Origin of the sequence: Pseudomonas sp. Pseu.R1 (genome assembly GCF_045764065.1) — a bacterium.
Lineage (GTDB): Bacteria > Pseudomonadota > Gammaproteobacteria > Pseudomonadales > Pseudomonadaceae > Aquipseudomonas.
On the sequence record NZ_JBJGEE020000001.1, the window covers coordinates 3783571 to 3804505 of the forward strand.

Below are 20935 nucleotides of genomic sequence, written 5' to 3' on the forward strand. Positions count from 1 at the left end.
GAAGGCTGTGTCAGGTAGATCTACGGAGACGAGACTGTCAGAAATTTTGTGTTCGGGCCTAACATGTAGCTAGAGGTGCATGTATGCCGACCAAAAAGAAAGCTGCCAGTGCAACATCGAGAGAGCTGCCCTCGATTCCCCAAGAGATCATCGACCAGTTCGTTAAGGGGCCGATGAGCGCCGAAGCCATTCAGGATGCCTCGATGGCGTTCAAAAAAGCGCTGATCGAGCGCGCCTTAGGTGCCGAACTGGGGCAGCACCTTGGCTATCCTCAGGGCGCGGAGCGCCCCGAGGATTCGACCAACCAGCGCAACGGCAAAAGCGGCAAAACGGTGCTCACCGACGATGGGCCGCTTCGCCTGGACATTCCCAGAGACCGAGACGGCAGCTTCGCTCCCATCCTGATTCCCAAACACGAACGCCGTTTTACCGGCTTTGACGACAAGATTATCGCCATGTACGCCCGCGGCATGACGGTGCGTGAGATACGCGCTTTTCTGGCGGAGCAGTACGGAACAGATGTATCGCACGATTTCATCAGCTCGGTGACGGATGCTGTGCTGGATGAGGTTGGAGCATGGCAGCAGCGCCCTTTGGAACCGATGTATCCGGTCATCTTCTTCGATGCATTGCGAGTGAAGATCCGTGATGAGGGCTTGGTGCGCAACAAGGCGATATATCTGGCGCTGGGCGTATTGCCGGATGGCACGCGTGACATCTTGGGTATCTGGATCGAGAGCACAGAGGGCGCGAAGTTCTGGATGAAGGTGTTCAACGATCTAAAAACGCGAGGCGTTGAAGATGTTCTGATCGCCGTCACTGACGGGCTCAAAGGCATACCGGAGGCCTTGGGAGCGGTTTTTCCTGCCACCACGCTGCAAACCTGCATCGTGCATCTGATCCGAAACAGTCTTGATTACGCGGCTTGGGATAAACGCCGTCCGCTGGCCAAAGCGCTCAAGCCTATTTACCAGGCGATCAACGCTGATGCTGCGGAACAAGAGCTGAACGCCTTTGAAGCAGGGCCTTGGGGCAAACAGTATCCGACAGTAGTCGCTGCGTGGCGTCGTGCCTGGGATCGGGTGATCCCGTTCTTTGTCTTCCCGCCAGCCATCCGTAAAGTGGTCTACACGACCAACGCCATCGAAAGCATCAACGCTCAGTTGCGAAAGATCATCAAGACTCGTGGGCACTTCCCGACAGATGATGCCGCGACAAAATTGATCTGGCTGGCGTTACGCAATATCACTGCGGATTGGAGCCGTGCGGCACACGACTGGAAAGTGGCGCTTAACCAGTTTGCGATTCTCTATGGAGACCGTTTTACCAGACCAAGCTGGTGAAACAACGGCCTGCCTAACGGCAGGCCAGACCAGCCCGAACACAAAAAAACTGATACTCCCACGGAGACTGACACGGCGCATTCGCCACCAAGGCGGCTCCCACAGGTAAAGCGTTTACAGGAACCTTTACGCAGGCCGCAAAATGGCAGTGCGGTCAACGATGCAACACATACTGCCCGACAAACTCTACCGCCGCCTCTTCCGATCCTTCAGCCACAATCCGCGTATTCAACGCCAACCTCGCACGCCCGCGTCGCTGGTATAGCTTCACGAACTTGTCCCACGTTGCGTCATCTGGCGCATCGCAAATGGCCACGCCGTCGCGCTTAACCGGCAGTGGGTAGCTGATCTGGCCTTCCTGAATCACGATGTGTCCGTCGTCGATCCCCGCTTCTTTCAAGCGCAGATACAACCAGCCCCAGCCTGCTAATACGGCGCCGCAATACAAACTGCCGCCGAACAACGTGCTCTTGTGATTGATGTTTTGCGTCAACGGCAGGCGCAGGCGCAACTGATGGTCGCGCCAACTGATGACCTGCATCCCCATGTCTCGGGTCAGCGGAATGTCTTGGTGCAGTACGTGTTCGAGGTGTTGGGCAGTTGAGCCCGGATCATTCGTTGTCATCAGAACCGCCACCGCTGAAATTCAGGCCATGCTTGCGCAGTTTGTCGTGCAATGTCTTGCGAGGTACGCCCAGGGCTTCGGCCAGGCTGCGTACCGAGCTGTGCGGACGGGTCAGTTCGGCCGCGATCAGCGCGCGTTCGAAGGCTTCCACTTGATCACTCAAACCCCCGGTCGACGACGGCACGTGTTGCGGCGCCGCGCCTTCGAGTTCCAGCTCAAGTCCCAGCGCGAAGCGTTCAGCGGCGTTTTGCAGCTCGCGCACGTTGCCCGGCCAACTGTGGCGCAACAGCATCGCGCGATGCCCCGGTTGCAGTTCGCGACGGGATAAACCATGGCGCAGACTGGCAGCGTCGGCAAAATGCTGGAATAGCACCAAGGCGTCCTCGCCACGTTCGCGCAGCGGCGGGATGCGCAGCGGCGCGACGTTCAGGCGGTAATACAGGTCAGCTCGGAAGCGGCCTTGATCGGCCGCGTGGCGCAAGTCTTCCTTGGTCGCCGCGACGATGCGGATATCCAGCGGAATCTGCTGGTTGGCGCCCAAACGTTCGACCACACGCTCTTGCAGCAGACGCAGCAGTTTGACCTGCACGTCCATGCTCATGCTCTCGATTTCGTCGAGAAACAGCGTGCCGCCATTGGCGAATTCGAACTTGCCGATACGCCGTTTCTGCGCCCCGGTGAACGCGCCGGGTTCGTGACCAAACAGCTCACTCTCGACCACCGACTCGGCCAGCGCCCCGGCGTTGATTGCCACAAACGGACCATTACGACGGCTCGACAGATCATGCAGGGCGCGGGCGACCACTTCTTTGCCCGCCCCGGTTTCACCGAGGATCAACACATCGGCCTTGGTCGCGGCCAGCGCGCCAATCTGATCGCGCAGGCGCTGGATTGGCGCTGAAAGCCCTACCAGCCGGGCGCTCAACTGTTGGCGGTCGCTCAGTTCCATACGCAGGCTGCGGTTGTCCAGCACCAGTCGACGCAGCGCGAGTGCACGGCGAACGCTGTCGAGCAGTGCATCGCTGGCGAAGGGTTTTTCCAGAAAATCGTACGCCCCTGCGCGCATGGCCTGCACTGCCAGAGGGACATCGCCGTGGCCGGTGATCAGCAAGACAGGTAGCTCGGGATCCTGAGCGTGTAACTGATTCAATAGCTCCAGACCGTCGATGCCCGGCATGCGGATATCGCTGACAATCACCCCCGGCCAGTCACGCTCGATACGCGTGGGCAGGCCCTTGGCATCGCTCAGCGGCAGGATTTTCAGGCCAGCCAGATCCAGCGTCTGGCTCAGGGCCTGACGCAGATGCGGGTCGTCGTCGATCAGCACCACCTGAATGCGGCTGTCGATGGCGGTCTCCGTGGTCATGCAGATAGATCCTCCGGCGGTTGAAGACTGACTCCTGAAGCGGCTGTGCGCATGCGCAATGTCAGCAATGCGCCGCCTTCGGGATGGTTGGCGAACAGCAACTCTCCCCCCAGGGCGCGCATCAGGGTATCGCAGATCGCAAGGCCCAGCCCGAGACCTTGCGTCCGGGTTTTGGTCGTGAAGAACGGCTCGCGCGCGTGCTCCAACGCCTCGCGGGAGAAGCCGGGGCCGTTGTCGCGAATGTACAGGTTGACGCCTTCGGCGTTGTGCTCGGCACTGATCCACAATTTGCGCGGCGGACCTTTTTCGGTCAGCGCATCCAGCGCGTTCGCCAGCAGATTGCCCAGCACCTGACGCAAACGGGTCTCACCGGCCTGCACCCAGAGGGTGGCATCCGGCATGTCACGAATCAGCTCGACGTCCATGGCGCGACGGCGTTTGGCGAGTAACGCCAGCGCATCGTCCAGCGCCGGTTGCAGGGCCACGCTTTCGGGGGCGTGGCGGTCGCGGCGGGCGAAGGCGCGCAGGTGCGCGATGATCGAGGCCATGCGCCCGGTCAACTCGCTGATCAGTTTGAGGTTGCCGCGCGCATCGTCGGTGCGCTGATGATCGAGGAGGATTTCGGCGTTTTCCGCGTAGCTGCGAATGGCGGCCAGCGGCTGGTTGAGTTCATGGCTGATGCTGGCCGACATCGTGCCCAGTGCTGACAGTTTGCCCGCCTGAACCAGCTCATCCTGCGCGCGAAACAGCTCTTGCTGTGCGTGTTCGCGCTCCAGCACTTCTTGGCGCAACCGCCTGTTCAACCCCTCAAGATCGCTGGTGCGCTCAACCACCCGCGCTTCCAGTTCGCGTCGCGCCTTACCTTCGAAGTGGATGCGATCCAGATAGTGTCGACGGCGCTGCATCATGATCCCCAGCAGCAGCATCAGCACCAGAAGCGTCGCGCCGCCAATGGCCACGACCGTGCGCACGGGCCGGGATACCAGCACTTTGGGCGCCAGAATGTTCACGCTCCAGCCGGTTTCGTCGATCTGTTGGGTCTGTGTCAGCCAGCCGTTTTCGTCGAGCTGCAAGGGTCTTGGGTCGCGGGTCGGATAGGGCTGGATCGCGACGATGGCCTGCTTTTCCTCTTCGCTGAGCGGGCGTGTGGCGCGGAATCGCCAGTTGGGATTCGAGGTCAGGATGACCACGCCGTTATGGTCGGTCACCAGCAATTGTTCGGGTGTCTTGCCCCAGAGGGTTTCGGTCAGGTCCAGATCGACTTTGACCACCAGCACGCCGATCACGGTGTTGCCATCTCGTACCGCTGCCGCGAAGAAATAGCCGCGCTTGGCCGAGGTGGTGCCCAGTCCGAAGAACCGCCCCAGATTTCCGGCCATGGCGTTACTGAAATAGGGGCGAAACGCGAAGTTGCGGCCAACAAAGCTGTCGCGCTTGTCCCAGTTGGACGCGGCGAGGGTGTCGCCGTTGGGCGCCATCAGGTAGATGACTTCCGCCCCCGTCTGGCGAGCGGTGTTCATCAATAGCTGATTGGCCTGATCTTGAGTCTGTTTGTCCTGCGGGTTGGCCAGCATGGCGCGCAGTCCGGGCAGGTCACCAAGAATTTGCGGCAACACTTCGTAGCGATGGAGCGTGCCGAGCAGGTTGGCGACGTACAGGTCCAGCGTCTGGCGGTTCTGGCTCAGCAACTCGTTGCGATAGTAATGTTCGGCCAGACGTTCGAGCGGCCACAGCAGCGGCGCGAGGATCAGCGCCAGTAACGCGAGGCTGCGCCAGCGAGGGCGGGGGGGAAGGGAGGTGCTGTTCATCGTATGCGTACGCTGCCGATTTTTATGGTGCCTGCATCGACGTCTCGCAGATGAATTTGCTCCTACAGGTGTTATGCCTTTTCTGTGGGAGCGGATTCATCCGCGAACGATCGCGCAGCGGTCGCAATAGATTACACGCGATTGACCAATCGCTGCTGCGCCAGGCACTCCAGCATTGCGTCCCGCCAGTTCGGCTGGCTGACACCCCACTCCTGTTGCAGACGGCTGCAGTCCAGGCGTGAGTTAAGCGGGCGCTTTGCCGGCGTGGGGTAGGCGCTCGACGGGATGGGTTCGAGGGCCGCGCAAGGCTTGCCTGCTTTGATCAGTTCCTGACCAATCGCTTGCGCGAACCCGAACCACGAGGTCTCGCCCGACGCTGTCAGGTGATAGACGCCCCAAGCGCCGGGCTTGCCGTCACGCCAGCGTTCAATCAGTTCGCGCGTGCTCTGCGCAATCGTACCCGCCCAGGTTGGCGCGCCGATCTGATCAGCGACGACAGTGAGTTTTTCACGCTCTTGCAGCAGACGTTGCATGGTCAGCAGAAAATTGCGCCCCGTCAGTGAGTAGACCCAACTGGTGCGCAGGATCAGGTACTGACCGCCCACCTTGGCAATGGCTTGTTCGCCCGCCAGTTTGCTGCTGCCGTAAACGCCCAGCGGGTTGGGCGTATCGGACTCGTTCCACACGCCCTCTTTGCTGCCGTCGAAGACGTAATCAGTGGAGTAATGGATGAACGGAACGCCCAATGCCTTGGCTTCCTCGGCAAAAACGCCGGGGGCAGTCGCATTGATCGCGTACGCCAGATCCGGCTCGCTTTCGGCCTGATCCACCGCCGTGTGCGCAGCCGCGTTGATGATCAGATCAGGCTTGATCTCGCGCACCACGGCCCGAATCGATTCGGGCTGGCTCAGGTCGAGCTGTTCACGGCCCACCACGATCAACTCGCCCAGCCCGTTCAGGCATTGTTGCAGCGCCAACGAAACCTGGCCGTGCTGCCCGCTGATCAGAATCCGTAATGGCGAACTCACGGGAACAGATCCGCGTCTTTCAGGCTTTTCCCAACCTGATCCTTGGCCGACAGTCTGGGCGCTTCGGTCAGCCCCCAATCGATGGCCAGATCGGGATCGTCCCAGCGAATGCAGCGTTCGGCAGATGGGGTGTAGTAGTCGGTGGTTTTGTACAGAAACTCGGCGTAGTCGCTCAGCACCACGAAGCCGTGAGCAAACCCTGCGGGAATCCAGAGCTGGCGGGCGTTCGCCGCTGACAGTTCGATACCGACCCACTTGCCGAAATGCGGCGAGCTGCGGCGGATGTCCACCGCAATGTCCAGCACGCTGCCCGCAGTGACGCGTACCAGTTTGCCCTGCGGGTTTTCGATCTGATAATGCAGGCCACGCAGCACGCCCTTCTGGGAGCGGGAGTGGTTGTCCTGCACGAATGGGGTCTTGATGCCCGTCGCCTCGGCGAAGGCTCTGGCGTTGAAACTCTCGTAGAAGAAACCACGCTCATCACCGAACACTTTCGGTTCGATGATCAGGACTTCAGGCAACTCGCTTTCGATGACGTTCACAGACTTTCCCCTGCGACCTTGAACAGATACTGACCGTAGCCGGTCTTGCCAAAGTATTCGGCCCGGGACAGCAGATGTGCCCGGTCGATCCAGCCATTCTGATAGGCGATTTCTTCAAGGCACGCCACTTTCAGGCCTTGACGGTGTTCGATGGTCTGCACGTATTGCGATGCATCCAGCAGGCTGTCGTGAGTGCCGGTATCCAGCCAGGCAAAGCCGCGGCCGAAACGCTCCACGCGCAGGTCGCCACGCTGGAGATAGGCGTTGTTGACGTCGGTGATTTCCAGCTCGCCTCGCGGGGACGGCTTGACGTCCTTGGCAATCTGAATCACTTCGTTGTCGTAGAAATACAGCCCGGTCACCGCATAGCTGGACTTCGGCTTTTTGGGCTTTTCTTCGATGGACAGGGCGTTGCCTGCTTCGTCAAAGTCCACGACACCGAAGCGCTCCGGATCCTTGACCCAATAGCCGAACACGGTCGCCCCGGACTTATCGGCAGCGGCGCGTTTGAGCTGATCGCTGAAATGTTGGCCGTGGAAAATATTGTCGCCCAAGATCAGGCAAACGGAGTCATCGCCAATGAATGTCTCGCCGATCAGAAACGCTTGCGCCAGCCCGTCAGGCTTGGGCTGTTCGGCATAGCTGAAGTGCACACCAAACTGGCTGCCGTCACCCAGCAGTGCACGGTATTGCGGCAGATCCAGCGGCGTGGAAATGATCAAAATTTCCTTGATACCCGCCAGCATCAGGACCGAGATCGGGTAGTAGATCATCGGCTTGTCATAGATGGGCAGCAGTTGCTTGGAAACGCCAAGGGTAATCGGGTGCAGGCGTGTGCCAGAGCCTCCGGCCAGTACAATTCCTTTGGTCATGCGATCAGATCCTTTACGTGAGTACCCAGGCGTTCGCCCTGATAGCTGCCGTCTTGTACGTTGCGGCACCATTCCATGTTGTCCAGATACCACTGCACGGTTTTGCGCAGTCCGGATTCGAACGTTTCTTCGGGCGTCCAGCCCAGCTCGCGCTCGATCTTGCTGGCGTCGATGGCGTAGCGCATATCATGGCCCGGACGGTCGGTCACATAGGTGATCAAATCAGCGTAGTGAGCCACGCCTTTGCGCTGTTCGGGTGCCAGCTCTTCGAGCAGGGCACAGATGCCGCGCACGACGTCGATGTTCTTCTGCTCGTTGTGGCCACCGATGTTGTAGGTCTCACCCACCTTGCCCTCGGTCACGACCTTGAGCAGCGCGCGGGCGTGGTCTTCAACGAACAGCCAGTCGCGTACTTGCAGGCCATTGCCGTACACCGGCAGTGGTTTACCCGCGAGGGCATTGAGAATGACCAGCGGGATCAGCTTTTCCGGGAAGTGGAACGGGCCGTAATTGTTCGAGCAGTTGGTGACGACGACCGGCAGGCCGTAGGTGCGCTGCCAGGCGCGGACCAGGTGGTCAGACGCGGCTTTGCTGGCCGAGTATGGCGAGCTGGGGGCATACGGCGTGGTTTCGGTGAACAGGTCGTCGACGCCGTGCAGGTCGCCGTACACTTCGTCTGTGGAAATGTGATGGAAACGAAACGCCGCGCGCTCGGCTTCCGGCAGCCCCTGCCAATAGCCACGGGTTGCTTCAAGCAGGCTGTAGGTACCGACGATGTTGGTCTGGATGAATTCCGACGGGCCATCAATGGAGCGGTCAACGTGGGATTCGGCGGCCAGATGCATGACGGCATCCGGCTTGAAGCGTGCGAGCACCTTGCTGATGGCCGCTTGATCGACGATGTCTTGCTGCACGAATTCGTAGCGGGTGTTGGTCACGATGCTGTGCAGCGATTCGAGGTTGCCTGCGTACGTCAGTTTGTCGACATTCAGTACGTCATGGTCGGTGTTGTTGATCAAATGGCGGATCAATGCAGAGCCAATAAAACCGGCGCCACCGGTGACAAGTATTCGCATGGAGAGACCTTCTTCCCTGGCAGGACGTCGAGATAACAATGCACAGCTTGAGGGGGAGTGGCGGCGCGCGCAAGGCGCAAACCACCCAGAGGCAATGAATATAATTGATTGCGGGATCGTTGGCGCGTCATAAAACCGCCGCAACTGTTTCATCAGCCTAACGCTCGCGCTATCCATCTATTGTTATGAGTGTTTTCGCCCGTGCTGCGAGACAGGGTTGCACATGTGCGTGGCAACTGGCGATATTGCAGCCCACCTCCACCCGTTGAGACCTTCTCATGCCGCTCGCCACCCTGATTCGTCGATCCAGCTTGCCATGCCCAGAAGTGACCTCTGCCCAGGCCGCTGAACTGTTGCTGACGCATTACGGCATGGCGGGGGCCTTGAAGGAGTTGGGGAGCCATCAGGACCGTAATTTCCTCCTCGATACCGGTGATGGACGGCGCTTCGTGTTGAAGATTTGCCATGGCGACTATTCGGTTGTCGAGTTGCAGGCCCAGCATGCTGCGCTTCGACATCTGGCAAGCCATTCCGAAGTTCGTGTGCCTGCCGTGATACAGGCGCTCAACGGTGCTGACCTGCTTTCTGTCGACGTGGGCGGCCAAGGGATTCATGCGCGTCTGCTGGAATTCATTGACGGTCAGTCCATCGCCCATGTCGAGCATTTGAGTCGGCAAGTGGTCACCGGATTGGCCGAGCTGTGCGCACGCGTCGATGTGGCATTGGCTGACTTTTCGCATCCGGGGCTTGAGCGCATTTTGCAGTGGGACCCGCGCCATGCGCGTGCGCTGGTCAAACATTTGCTTCCGGTCATTACTGACCCGCACGCGCAGGCGTGTATCGACAAGGCGGCCACAGAGGCTCATTCACGATTGCTGCCGCTGATCGCAGCGCTGCCTGTTCAGGCCATTCATCTGGACATCACGGAGTACAACGTGGTCTGGGCGCGGGATGCTCACGCCATGTGGCAACTGCAAGGGCTGATCGATTTCGGCGATCTGGTCAGCACCTGGCGCATTGCCGACCTGTCCGTCACGTGCGCCGCGCTGTTGCATCACGCCGACGGGGATCCGCTCTACATCCTGCACGCGGTTCAGGCCTATCACGCGATCAATCCGCTGCGCGTCGAAGAGCTCAAGGCCTTATGGCCGTTGATCGTTGCGCGTTCGGCAGTGTTGGTGCTCAGCAGCGAGCAGCAGGCGAGTATCGAACCGGGCAACGCCTATATTCAGGCCAACCTTGCCAGCGAGTGGAACATTTTCGATGTAGCGACTTCAGTGCCCATGGCCTTGATGGAGGCCGCCATCCTGGACTCCGTGGGTTTGCTGGAACGTCAGCCTCGTGACCGAGTGCTTTCCCCGATGCTGCCAAGCTTGCGAGGACAAGCATTCACAATCGTCGATCTTGGCGTGCTCAGTGAACATTTCGAAGCGGGCAACTGGGAGCAAAGCGACATCGATGAACGTCTGCTCAAAGACGCCGCACAGCATGACGGTCTGGCAGCCAGTCGTTATGGCGAGTATCGGTTGTCCAGAACACTGCCCGACAGCGCTCGTGAACCGGAGACCTTTGCGTTGCACGTGGAGTTGCAGATTCCTCACGGGACGGTCGTCCATGCGCCGTTTCATGGCTCCCTGCGACACGCCGCTGACGGCGCGCTGACTGTGGAAGGTGACCAGTTGACGCTGCGGTTGTGGGGTGTGCGTTCGGATTTCGATTCGGGTGTCGAATTCGCAGCGGGTGACGTCATCGGCCAAGGGGGTGGCTCGCTGATCGTGCAACTGTGCACTGAGCGTGATGTCAGCCCACCGCTGTTCACGATCCCGTCGCGTGCCGCTGCATGGCGGGCGTTGTGCCCTTCGCCAGCGGTACTTCTGGGATTTGATTGCGACGCGCCTGAGCCTGTTAACGCGGTAGATTTGCTGGCCCGTCGCGATGCCAGTTTTGCCCGCTCCCAGAAGCATTACTATCAGACGCCGCCGCAGATCGAGCGCGGCTGGCGCAATCATCTGATCGACGTGCAGGGCCGATCCTATCTGGACATGCTCAATAACGTCGCCGTGTTGGGCCATGGCCATCCGCGTATGGCGCAGGTCGCCGCGCGGCAGTGGTCGTTGCTCAATACCAATTCACGCTTTCACTATGCAGCCATCGCCGAGTTCTCCGAGCGCCTGCTCAAACTCGCGCCAGCGGGCATGGATCGGGTGTTTCTGGTCAACAGCGGGACAGAGGCGAATGATCTGGCGATTCGTCTGGCGTGGGCCTACAGCGGCGGGCGCGATGTCCTGAGTGTACTGGAGGCGTATCACGGCTGGTCAGTGGCGACCGATGCGATCTCGACCTCCATCGCCGATAACCCGCAAGCACTCAGCACCCGGCCAGACTGGGTGCACCCCGTGGTGGCGCCGAATACCTATCGCGGCGAGGCCCGTGGCAGTGACAGTACGCCGTTTTACCTGAAAAGCGTCGATGCGCATCTTGCGCGGCTCAGCGAGCAAGGCCGCCAACTGGCGGGGTTTATCTGCGAGCCGGTGTACGGCAACGCGGGCGGGATTTCGCTGCCGCCGGGCTATCTGCGCGAGGTGTATCAGAAAGTTCGAGCGCAGGGCGGCGTGTGTATCGCCGACGAGGTGCAGGTCGGTTATGGCCGCCTTGGGCACTATTTCTGGGGCTTCGAAGAGCAAGGCGTGGTGCCGGACATCATCACCATGGCCAAGGGCATGGGTAACGGCCATCCGCTGGGCGCGGTCATCACTCGCCGGGAAATTGCCGAGGCGCTGGAGGCTGAGGGGTATTTCTTCTCGTCGTCGGGTGGCAGCCCTGTGAGCTGTCAGATCGGCATGGCCGTGCTGGATGTCATGGAAGAAGAAAAGCTGTGGGAAAACGCCCAGGTGGTGGGCGGCTATTTCAAGGAGCGCCTGCTGGCGCTGATCGACAAACATCCGTTGGTCGGTGCGGCTCACGGCTCCGGCTTCTATCTGGGGCTGGAACTGGTGCGCAATCGCGAGACGCTGGAACCTGCGACCGAGGAAACCACCTACCTGTGTGATCGCCTGCGCGAGCTGGGCATCTTCATGCAACCCACGGGGGATTACCTGAACATCCTCAAGATCAAACCGCCGATGGTGACCACGCGGCGAAGCGTGGATTTCTTTGTCGACAGCGTTTCGAAGGTGCTGAGCGAGCTGGAAGGCTGATGGGTGCCCCGGGTGATATCCGGTAGTGCGAGATCCCCCTGTAGGAGCGTTCGAGCAGCGCGAGGCCGTTCGCGGCCTGGCATAGCTCGTGCGCTCCTACAGGGAAGGGCTAAATTCAGATTAATATCGGCTACCTGTAACGGTATTAATCTTTTTCTGAGGCTTTATGCTTTTAAGTCGGATATTTATCGGCTATAAAGACGGCCAGATTGTCATCGCTCGTCTGTCAGGATGAGTCGCCTTTTGCATCTGCCGCCGGAGCATCAAATGAGCCGTATCGTCACTGTCGCTGCTACTCAAATGGCCTGTTCATGGGACTTGGAAGCCAACATCGAAAACGCTGAAAGGCTGGTCCGCGAGGCGGCAGGCAAGGGGGCGCAGATCATCCTGATTCAAGAGCTGTTCGAAGCGCCGTACTTCTGCCAGAAACCCAACCCCGACTACCTGCACCTGGCCACGTCCGTTGAAAGCAACGTGGCGATCGCGCATTTCCAGAAGGTCGCCAAAGAGCTGCAAGTGGTACTGCCGATCAGCTTTTACGAACGGGCGGGGCGTGCGCGCTTCAACAGCATCGCGATCATCGACGCGGACGGGAGCAACCTGGGAATCTATCGGAAAAGCCACATTCCGGACGGCCCCGGCTATCACGAAAAGTACTACTTCAATCCGGGGGATACCGGGTTCAAGGTCTGGAATACGCGCTACGCGAAAATCGGCGTTGGCATCTGCTGGGACCAATGGTTTCCGGAGTGCGCCCGCAGCATGGCGTTGCTGGGGGCTGAGATCCTGTTCTACCCGACGGCCATCGGCAGCGAGCCGCATGACAAGACCATCAGTTCCCGCGATCACTGGCAGCGGGTGCAACAAGGCCACGCAGGCGCTAACCTGATGCCTTTGGTCGCCAGCAACCGTATTGGCCGCGAAGAGCAAGACGGTTACGACATCACTTTTTACGGCTCCTCATTTATTGCCAATCAGTTTGGCGAGAAGGTCGAAGAGCTCAATCAAACCGAGGAAGGCGTGCTGGTGCACCGCTTCGACCTCGATGAACTGGAACACATCCGCAGTGCCTGGGGCACTTTCCGTGATCGCCGTCCCAACCTGTACGGCCCACTCAAAACCCTCGATGGTTCACTGGAGTCCTGATCAATGACCACACTCAACAGCACACCCCGCGCCGACGGCTTTCACATGCCCGCCGAATGGGCGCCACACACCCAGACCTGGATGGTCTGGCCCGAACGCCCTGACAACTGGCGTCTGGGTGGCAAACCGGTGCAGACCGCGCATGTGGCCGTCGCCAAAGCCATTGCCCGCTTCGAGCCGGTGACCGTGGCTGTTTCCGCTGCCCAGTACGACAACGCTCGCGCGCGTCTGGACGTGCCGAACATTCGTGTCGTCGAGATCAGCAACGACGACGCCTGGGTGCGTGACACCGGGCCGACCTTCGTGATCAATGATGGCGGCGAAGTGCGCGGCGTGGATTGGGGGTTCAACGCGTGGGGCGGTTTCGACGGCGGTCTGTACTCGCCATGGAATCTGGACGCCGCGCTGGCCAGTAAGGTGCTGGAAATCGAGCGCTGCCCGCGTTACGTCACTGAAAGCTTCGTGCTGGAAGGTGGCTCGATTCATGTCGATGGCGAAGGCACGCTGATCACCACTGAAGAATGCTTGCTCAATCGCAACCGCAATCCGCACCTGTCTCGCGAAGAGATCGAGGCTGTGCTGCGTGACCACTTGTCGGTGGAGAAGATCATCTGGCTGCCGGATGGCCTGTACAACGACGAAACCGACGGTCATGTGGACAACTTCTGTTGCTATGTGCGCCCCGGCGAGGTGCTGCTGGCCTGGACCGATGATCCGCAAGACCCCAACTTCCCGCGTTGCCAGGCGGCGATGGCGGTCCTGCAAAACGCGCGAGACGCCAAAGGCCGACCGTTCGTCGTCCACAAAATGCCGATTCCGGGGCCATTGTTCGCTACGGAAGAAGAATGTGCGGGCGTTGATCAGGTGCATGGCAGTCAGGAACGCAACCCTTCGGTGCGCCTCGCTGGATCATATGTGAATTTCCTGATCGTCAACGGCGGCATCATTGCCCCCAGTTTCGACGATCCACTGGACGAAACCGCCCGTGAAATCCTGCAACGCCTGTTCCCGGAACATGAAGTGGTCATGGTTCCGGGTCGCGAGCTGCTGTTAGGCGGCGGCAACATTCATTGCCTGACTCAGCAACAACCGGCGCCTCATCGCCGCTGAGTTGGTTCGTTTCTTGCTTTCATCAAAGCCCATCGGACGATGGGCTTTTTTGTGGGTAGCGATTTCTCGTTTACCTGTCCGAAAGGTCTGCGCAGTTATCTAAACGGTTACCGCATTCGTCCGTCTGTAACAAAAGATCCGTAGATTTCGCAGTCCAAGACGCAAGAGGTTATCCCTATGAACGCAGGTCAGGAGTCACGCGTGACTCGAGGTTTGTCTGCGAGCAATGAAGCACGGCAGATGATGGCGGACTGGTTACGGATAACCCAGGCTCAGAAAACCCAGGCACCGGATTACCGGGCGATGTTGACCCAGCGCTACCCCTCAGGCCTGATCAATGACGCAGAGCTGGAAGCGTTGTTGGGCATCCTGCATAACTGAATCGACAGGCTTCTCCCAGGTCTGGGGAGGCCTTTTCGCGGGTCGGTTTGGCGTTCATCAAATTGACACCCTTGTATGCCGCCGCTAGCATTCGCGATTCAACCGCCTGTGGCCTAGCGCCATGTACGTGCATCAGTAGTCCACTGCGATGATTTCGTGCGGGCTTCCGGGACAATGTCTGGGGAGACGCAATGACCTGTCCGGGTTTTTGCCACAGCGCGAGATCAATCTGCACACAAGGACAACAAGATGAAACAGCGTATCGGCTTGCTCGCTCTGGGCATCTTCGCCGCCAGCCATGCCATGGCAGACGGGCAGGCAGACTCCAACGGCTTCGTTGAAGACAGCAGCCTGAAGGTCAATCTGCGTAACGCCTACATCAGCCGTGACTATAAAGGCGGGCCTGAAGACCGCGCCGAGTGGGGTCAGGCGTTCATGGCCAACTACTCCTCCGGTTTCACTCAGGGCACCGTCGGTGTCGGTGTTGACGCATTCGGTCTGTACGCTGTTCGTCTGGACGGCGGCAAAGGCAAAAGTGGTGCCGGTGGCATCGACTTCTTCAAACAGGACAGCAGTGGTCATGCTGCTGACGACCTGCAGCGCTTCGGCGGCGCGGTCAAATTCCGCATCTCCAAGACCGAGCTGAAATACGGCGACATGATGCCGGAGCTGCCAGTCCTGAGCTACGACAACTCGCGTCTGCTGCCGGAAAGCTACACCGGCACCATGATCACTTCCAAAGAGATCAAGGACCTGACACTGGTTGCCGGTCGCTTCACGGCACAGACCCGCAAGAGCGCTGAAGGTCGCGACAGTGGCGACCTGAAGAGCATCAACGTGTACGGCGCCAGCTACAAATTCACCGACGCCTTCAGCGCCGCGTTCTACGGCTCCGACGACGAAGACACGCTGAAGAAGCAGTACGTGAACCTGAACTACGTCTTCGCGCTGCCGCAGGATCAGTCCCTGACCTTTGACTTCAACGGCTACAAGACCAAGCTGGACAAGGACATCGCGGCCGACGACGCCCGCGATAACAAGATCTGGAGCCTGGCGGCCACCTGGGCCACCGGTATCCACTCGTTCACCATCGCGCACCAGCGCAGCACTGGCGAAACCGGCTACAACTACGGCGGCGTGCGCAGCAATGGTGGTTTCAGCGATGGCGGCAACACCATCTACCTGAGCAACTCCTACTGGTCCGACTTCAACGGCAAGGACGAGCGCTCCTGGCAGTTGGGCTACGGCGTGAACCTGTCGACCGTCGTCACTCCAGGCCTGAGCTACAAAGTTGCTTACGTGCGTGGCGACAACATCGACGACGGCACCAACCGTGGCGATGGCGACGAGCGTGAACTGTTCAGCCAACTGACCTACGTGGTTCAGAGCGGCCCGGCCAAAGACCTGTCCCTGCGCCTGCGCAACTCGTGGCTGCGCGTGTCGGACAACGCTTCCAACTACAACGTTGGCGGTAACGAAACCCGTATCTTCATCGATTACCCGATCAACGTTTTCTAATGTTGAACGGCAGTTGAGCTGAAGCTGCAGAGAACGCCCCGGTCGAGAGATCGGGGCGTTTTTTTATGCGTAGGCGATTGCGGTGTTTCAGTCGACCTGGACGTTACTGACCCGACGCATTCGCCACCAAGGCGGCTCCCACAAGAGCCGCGCCGAATACAAACCTTGTGGCAGACGCTGAGCCTGTGGGAGCCGCCTTGGTGGCGAATGCGTAATGTCGGCACCTGACCAATTGAATGACACACTGCGTTCGCCACCGGTGGCGCCTGAAGAGGGCTGTTTCATCGCATGCGTCATCTCGATAACATTGCCGCACACATTTTCATTGGTCACCCCATGGCCCTCGCCGCACCGCCCGACCTCACGAACACCACCGTCCCCGTGCAACGCGTGTCGCGTACCTACCCGCGCGGTCTGTACATCGAGCCTCATGAGCACGACTGGGGGCAGGTGCTGTATGCGATGTCGGGGGTGATGTGGGTCGAGACGCCCGATGAGGCGCTGGTCGTACCGCCGCAGCGTGCTGTGTGGCTGCCACCGGGCGTTTCTCATGGCATTCGGGTGGTGTCGGACCTGGAAATGCGCAACATCTATCTGCGTCCTGAACTGGCGCAGACACTGGAGAGTACGGTTCAGGTCTTCGAAGTCGCGAAGCTGCTGCGCGAGCTGATCGTCAATCTGGTCGCCGAAGAGGACAAGGATTCGGAGTATTACGCTGCGCTGGTCGGCCTGGCCCTGCTGGAGCTCAAGCGCGCCAAGCGTTCGCTGTTGAAGGTGCCAATGCCGGATGACAGTGATCGTCGCCTGATGAATGTCTGCCATGCGGTGATGGTCGAGCCGTCGATCGGCGTTTCGTTCGAGCAGCATGCCGAGAATGCCGGAGCCAGCGTCAGGACGTTATCTCGCTTGTTTCAGAGCGTGCTGGGGATGGGTTTCGCCGAGTGGCGCAGGCAGGTGCAACTGGCGACGGCGGTGGCCGAAATCATTCAGGGCGTGCCCGTCAGCACCATCGCGCGTTCCATGGGCTATTCGCCCAGCAGTTTCAGCGACATGTTTCGTCGTGAGCTGGGGGTGGCGCCTTCGCACTATCCGTTGGGTGAAATGTCGTAACGCTTTACCGCGCACCTGTAGGAGTGAGCTTGCTCGCGATAACAATCTGTCTGTGACGCATGTGTTGTCTGAATCCATGTAATCGCGAGCAAGCTCACTCCTACAGGATTCGGAACAGCCTGTCCGAAATTCAGAAGCACTTGGCCGGTAGCGCTTTAGGCCGTTTCTTACACTCTGGTCATCGCTTGATACACAGCACCGGAGTTCGTCATGAGCTACATCATTTCCCTCGCAATCGGCATCGCTGTCGGCCTGCTTTATGGCGCCCTCGATTTCCGTTCGCCTGCACCGCCGTTGGTGGCCCTGGTTGGCCTGTTGGGCATGCAGGCGGGCGAGAAGCTCTGGCCCATGGGGCGTCAACTGGTCGCCAACCTGATCTCGTGACTCGAACGATTTCCGATTCTCTCTGGATGTGAACACCATGAAAGCACTGCAATTTTCCCGCACCGGCGACCTGGCTGCGCTGGAAGTCGTCGAACTGCCCACTCCCGTCCCCGCAGAAGGTGAGGTATTGGTGCAGATCAAGGCAGCGGGTCTGAACCCCAGCGACGTGAAGAACGTGCTGGGCCGTTTTCCCTACACCACATTGCCACGGGTTCCCGGTCGCGACTTCGCGGGTGTTGTGATCGAAGGTCCGGAATCGCTGATCGGCAAGGAAGTCTGGGGCACGGGCAACAAGATCGGTTTTTCGCGCAATGGCTCCCATGCCGGTTACATCACGCTGCCTGCCAAGGGCGTTGCACTTAAGCCGAGCTCGCTGAGTTTCGCTCAGGCGGCCAGTCTGGGTGTGCCGTACACCACGGCTTGGGACGCACTGGAGCGTAGCCTCGTTGATGCGAAAACCCGATTGTTGGTGATTGGCGCCAATGGCGCGGTCGGCAGTGCGGCGATTGCCCTGGCTAAAGTGCGTGGCGCTCAAGTGCTGGCGGCCGTGCGGCGCCCTGAACAGGTTGATGCGCTCAAGGAGCAGGGTTTCAACGCGATTCAACTGGGCAAGCCAGAAGAGCTGGCCGGTCAGGTGAGCGCCGTATTTGAAAGTGGGGCTGACGTCATTTTCGACACCACCGGTTTCTGGCTGCCTGCGTCTGTTCAGGCGCTGGCACCTTTCGGTCGCATTGCGATCATCGCTGCGCCGGTAGACGGCCACGTTCAGTTGCCTGCGTTGGCGCTGTACCGCAAAGGCGGCTCAGTGGTGGGGATTAACTCGTTGTTGTACGGCGTTGAAGAGTGTGCGCGGATGCTGGAGCAGTTCGGCCAGTTGTTCGACGAAGGGAAGCTGCCGCTGCCGACGGGGCTTGTCGAAACGCCTATCGAGGAAGGTTTGGGGCGTTATGCCGAGGTCAATCAGGGCAGCACGGACAAGGTGATTTTGATTCCCTGATCTGTAGCAGTCCGACTTGCCGACGGCAGCGACTGTTAAATCGCCACCGCAGGCGCCTACAAAACGGCCGCCGTTACGCTCACCAAACCGGCAAGCCCTTCATATACCCCGCCTCGATCCGCTCATTGGTGCCATTGGCTTCCAGCGTGTCGATGGCGGTTCTCAGCTTCTCGACCATCATTGGGTCGCAGTTCTTCGAGCACGCCAGGTACAAATTGGCGGTCATCAATACGCGGCTCATGACTAAAGGCCGGTCACTCACCTGTTTCCAGATGTAGCGCGTTTCCGGCACGCCGTTGAACCACGCATCGACCCGCCCTTTAAGCAGCATTTGCGCCGGGTTTTCACCGATCTTGAGCGGGTAGATTTGCGAGGCGGGAAAGCCCTCGTCCCGCAAGCGTGTCTCCTGAGCGCTGCCTATGCCGACAGCGATCAGCTTGAAAGTCTTTTTCGCCTCGTCGAAGCTATCGACGCGCTTGGTCAGGCTGAAGAAGCTACGGTCCATGGTCAGGATCGGTGCGATCCAGGTGAAGTTGTCTTCACGGCTCTGAGTGCGTGTCAGAGGCGCAATCAGCAGGTCGCGCCCGATGCTCACTTCCCGCTGTGCGCGGGGCCAGGGAGGGGACAGAAGGTTTGGCGAGTACCCGGCCATGGCGATGGCTTGCAGCGCGATGTCACCGACGATGCCGTGCTCATCGTTCTGACTGAGCATCGTCAGGGGAGGCGCTTCGGGAACGTACATATCAACCGACGGTGTAGCAGACGCAATTGACGGCCACACCAGAAACGCGCCGAACGCGTAGCAGGTAAAGCGGGACATCCATTTCATGGCAGCAGCGCTCAAGGTAAATACCGGGCCTGTAAAAGCAGGCCTCTTGCCTGGCTCATGAATCAGTCTGGCAGCTGTTCATGATTCTGCTGGTCAAGGTACAGCATTCAGCGTCAATGCTGAAAAACATCCACTATCAGGTCTTGTTGTGCTCGTTGGTGTAGCGGCCGCTCAATTTCCAGCCATCGGCCTGTAATGTTTCGAGCCAGTCCTCGTAGGAGTCGTCGACATCGACGAGCAGGTTCATGAACTGATCCTCGATATAGCAGCGAAAGGTTTTTTCTTCGACGTTCCATTCCACATCGCGGATGCGCCAGGCGCTCTGATCGGGCAGGCGAATGTTCAGGCCTGGGAAAGGGACGAACGGCAGTTCGGCTTCAAACAGAAGCTTGGACCATTCAGAAGAGATCTCAGGAGTCTGGTGAGTCCAGACGTTTTTGATCAATCGGACTTTATGCACGGTGTGTCTTCTCTCGTGTTTCAGGTTACGGACCCCTGGCGCCTCAGTGGATACGGCGATGGCCCGTTGGACGTCGCTATACGTTACTAGAAGGCAGCAAGATCGGGGAGGGGCCTGCTCGATCAATGTGTGACTACAGAGCGTATACCCCTCAGACAGAAAGGAGGGCAAACGTTCATTCGCCTGTTTGCGTGTATTCTGGACCCCGCCCGGCCACTGAGAGCATCAGCATGCTGCACAAGAACCTCATCCGCCGCCTCGATCTGATCACCCTGAAGCTGTTCATCGCGGTGTATGAGGAAGGCACGCTGACCCGCGCCGCAGCGCGCGAAGCCATTGCCACCTCGGCGGCGAGCAAGCGCCTGATGGAACTCGAAGAAGTGCTGGGCATTGGCCTGTTCGTGCGCAACGCCAAGGGTATGCTGCTCACGGCAGCGGGGGAAACATTGCTGCATCACGCCCGCCGCATGCTGTCCGATCTGGAAAAGATGGGCCTGGAACTGGATGAGCATCTGCAAGGCATGCGCGGCTATGTGCGCATGCTGGCGAACCTTTCGGCGATCATCCAGTTTCTGCCCGAAGACCTGCACGACTTCACCACCAGCCACACCTTGGTGAAGATCGATCTGGAAGAACGGCCCAGCAATGGCGTGGTGCAAGGGCTGATCGATGGCGTGGCAGACATCGGCATCTGTTCGGAAGACACCGACGTTCAGGGGCTGCACAGCGTGCCTTATCGACGCGACGAACTGGTCGTGGTGATGCGCCCTGATCATCCACTGGCACAGCGGGAGCGAGTGGCGTTCGAAGAAACCCTTGGCAGTGACCACATCGGTCTGCACGCGGCCAGTTCGATCAACATGCGCACCCACACGGCGGCGCGTTCTCATGGCGTTCCTCTTCGGGTGCGGATTCACGTGCCCGGCTTCGACGCGATGTGCCGCATGGTACAGGCCAACATGGGCATCGGCGTGTTGCCGCGCAAAGCGTTCGAATTGCTGGGCACGCCCTTGGGCCTGACGGCTGTGGCGCTGAGCGATTCGTGGGCGCAACGCACGTTGATTCTGGTGGTGCGCGACACCTCGGCGTTGTCGCCAGTCAGCCAACTGCTGTTCGAGCATCTTCAGCGGCACGTTTGAAAGC

At 59.6% G+C, this 20935-nt stretch carries 19 protein-coding genes; 10 read left to right on the forward strand and 9 right to left on the reverse strand.

What is annotated here, in order from left to right; genetic code table 11:
- Positions 1 to 83: 83 nt before the first annotated feature.
- Positions 84 to 1343 carry an IS256 family transposase gene (locus ACI5GA_RS17550; protein WP_421423166.1) on the forward strand — a complete coding sequence of 420 codons (1260 nt, stop codon included), beginning with the start codon at positions 84 to 86 and terminating at the stop codon, positions 1341 to 1343.
- 154 nt (positions 1344 to 1497) lie between these two features.
- Here the strand turns inward: ACI5GA_RS17550 and ACI5GA_RS17555 are convergent, their stop codons facing one another.
- The 7 genes from ACI5GA_RS17555 to rfbB form a co-directional block, all read right to left on the reverse strand.
- Positions 1498 to 1968, reverse strand: a complete 471-nt coding sequence (locus ACI5GA_RS17555) for a YiiD C-terminal domain-containing protein (protein WP_404635232.1) — start codon at positions 1966 to 1968, stop codon at positions 1498 to 1500.
- On the reverse strand, positions 1955 to 3334 hold the full coding sequence (locus ACI5GA_RS17560) for a sigma-54-dependent transcriptional regulator (RefSeq protein WP_404635230.1): 1380 nt from the start codon (positions 3332 to 3334) through the stop codon (positions 1955 to 1957). Before ACI5GA_RS17560 ends, ACI5GA_RS17555 begins: the two co-directional genes overlap by 14 nt.
- Positions 3331 to 5142 (reverse strand): sensor histidine kinase, encoded by a 1812-nt coding sequence (locus tag ACI5GA_RS17565; RefSeq protein ID WP_404635228.1) that lies wholly within the window; start codon positions 5140 to 5142, stop codon positions 3331 to 3333. Before ACI5GA_RS17565 ends, ACI5GA_RS17560 begins: the two co-directional genes overlap by 4 nt.
- A gap of 131 nt (positions 5143 to 5273) precedes the next feature.
- Entirely contained in the window at positions 5274 to 6170 is an 897-nt protein-coding gene (rfbD, locus tag ACI5GA_RS17570; protein ID WP_421423553.1) for a dTDP-4-dehydrorhamnose reductase, read from the reverse strand.
- Complete coding sequence (rfbC, locus tag ACI5GA_RS17575; RefSeq protein ID WP_404635224.1) at positions 6167 to 6712, reverse strand: dTDP-4-dehydrorhamnose 3,5-epimerase; 546 nt, start codon at positions 6710 to 6712, stop codon at positions 6167 to 6169. Before rfbC ends, rfbD begins: the two co-directional genes overlap by 4 nt.
- Positions 6709 to 7584, reverse strand: a complete 876-nt coding sequence (gene rfbA, locus ACI5GA_RS17580) for a glucose-1-phosphate thymidylyltransferase RfbA (RefSeq protein WP_421423554.1) — start codon at positions 7582 to 7584, stop codon at positions 6709 to 6711. The genes rfbC and rfbA overlap by 4 nt, the downstream gene beginning before the upstream one ends.
- Positions 7581 to 8660 (reverse strand): dTDP-glucose 4,6-dehydratase, encoded by a 1080-nt coding sequence (gene rfbB / locus ACI5GA_RS17585; protein WP_421423555.1) that lies wholly within the window; start codon positions 8658 to 8660, stop codon positions 7581 to 7583. The genes rfbA and rfbB overlap by 4 nt, the downstream gene beginning before the upstream one ends.
- 278 nt (positions 8661 to 8938) lie before the next feature.
- Here rfbB and ACI5GA_RS17590 point away from each other — a divergent pair, with 278 nt between their 5' ends.
- The 8 genes from ACI5GA_RS17590 to ACI5GA_RS17625 all read left to right on the forward strand — a co-directional run bounded on the left by ACI5GA_RS17590 (position 8939) and on the right by ACI5GA_RS17625 (position 18503).
- On the forward strand, positions 8939 to 11857 hold the full coding sequence (locus tag ACI5GA_RS17590; RefSeq protein WP_421423556.1) for an aminotransferase: 2919 nt from the start codon (positions 8939 to 8941) through the stop codon (positions 11855 to 11857).
- A 267-nt stretch (positions 11858 to 12124) separates the two neighbouring features.
- Positions 12125 to 13003: an N-carbamoylputrescine amidase gene (gene aguB, locus ACI5GA_RS17595; protein ID WP_404635216.1), complete on the forward strand. Its 879-nt coding sequence runs from the start codon at positions 12125 to 12127 to the stop codon at positions 13001 to 13003.
- 3 nt (positions 13004 to 13006) lie between these two features.
- Positions 13007 to 14113 (forward strand): agmatine deiminase, encoded by a 1107-nt coding sequence (gene aguA, locus ACI5GA_RS17600; protein ID WP_404635214.1) that lies wholly within the window; start codon positions 13007 to 13009, stop codon positions 14111 to 14113.
- A 201-nt stretch (positions 14114 to 14314) separates the two neighbouring features.
- On the forward strand, positions 14315 to 14494 hold the full coding sequence (locus ACI5GA_RS17605; RefSeq protein ID WP_404635212.1) for a hypothetical protein: 180 nt from the start codon (positions 14315 to 14317) through the stop codon (positions 14492 to 14494).
- Between the two features lie 249 nt (positions 14495 to 14743).
- Complete coding sequence (locus ACI5GA_RS17610; protein ID WP_404635210.1) at positions 14744 to 16012, forward strand: OprD family porin; 1269 nt, start codon at positions 14744 to 14746, stop codon at positions 16010 to 16012.
- 336 nt (positions 16013 to 16348) lie between these two features.
- Positions 16349 to 17122 carry an AraC family transcriptional regulator gene (locus ACI5GA_RS17615; protein ID WP_404635690.1) on the forward strand — a complete coding sequence of 258 codons (774 nt, stop codon included), beginning with the start codon at positions 16349 to 16351 and terminating at the stop codon, positions 17120 to 17122.
- A gap of 210 nt (positions 17123 to 17332) precedes the next feature.
- Positions 17333 to 17506 carry a DUF1427 family protein gene (locus tag ACI5GA_RS17620; RefSeq protein ID WP_081564875.1) on the forward strand — a complete coding sequence of 58 codons (174 nt, stop codon included), beginning with the start codon at positions 17333 to 17335 and terminating at the stop codon, positions 17504 to 17506.
- A 37-nt stretch (positions 17507 to 17543) separates the two neighbouring features.
- Entirely contained in the window at positions 17544 to 18503 is a 960-nt protein-coding gene (locus ACI5GA_RS17625; RefSeq protein WP_421423558.1) for a quinone oxidoreductase family protein, read from the forward strand.
- Positions 18504 to 18582: 79 nt separating this feature from the next.
- Here the strand turns inward: ACI5GA_RS17625 and ACI5GA_RS17630 are convergent, their stop codons facing one another.
- On the reverse strand, positions 18583 to 19332 hold the full coding sequence (locus tag ACI5GA_RS17630) for a substrate-binding periplasmic protein (RefSeq protein WP_404635206.1): 750 nt from the start codon (positions 19330 to 19332) through the stop codon (positions 18583 to 18585).
- A gap of 136 nt (positions 19333 to 19468) precedes the next feature.
- A complete protein-coding gene (locus ACI5GA_RS17635; RefSeq protein ID WP_404635205.1) occupies positions 19469 to 19792 on the reverse strand; it encodes a hypothetical protein in 324 nt (107 codons plus the stop codon).
- A 230-nt stretch (positions 19793 to 20022) separates the two neighbouring features.
- Here ACI5GA_RS17635 and ACI5GA_RS17640 point away from each other — a divergent pair, with 230 nt between their 5' ends.
- Entirely contained in the window at positions 20023 to 20931 is a 909-nt protein-coding gene (locus ACI5GA_RS17640; protein ID WP_421423559.1) for a LysR family transcriptional regulator, read from the forward strand.
- Positions 20932 to 20935 lie beyond the last annotated feature (4 nt).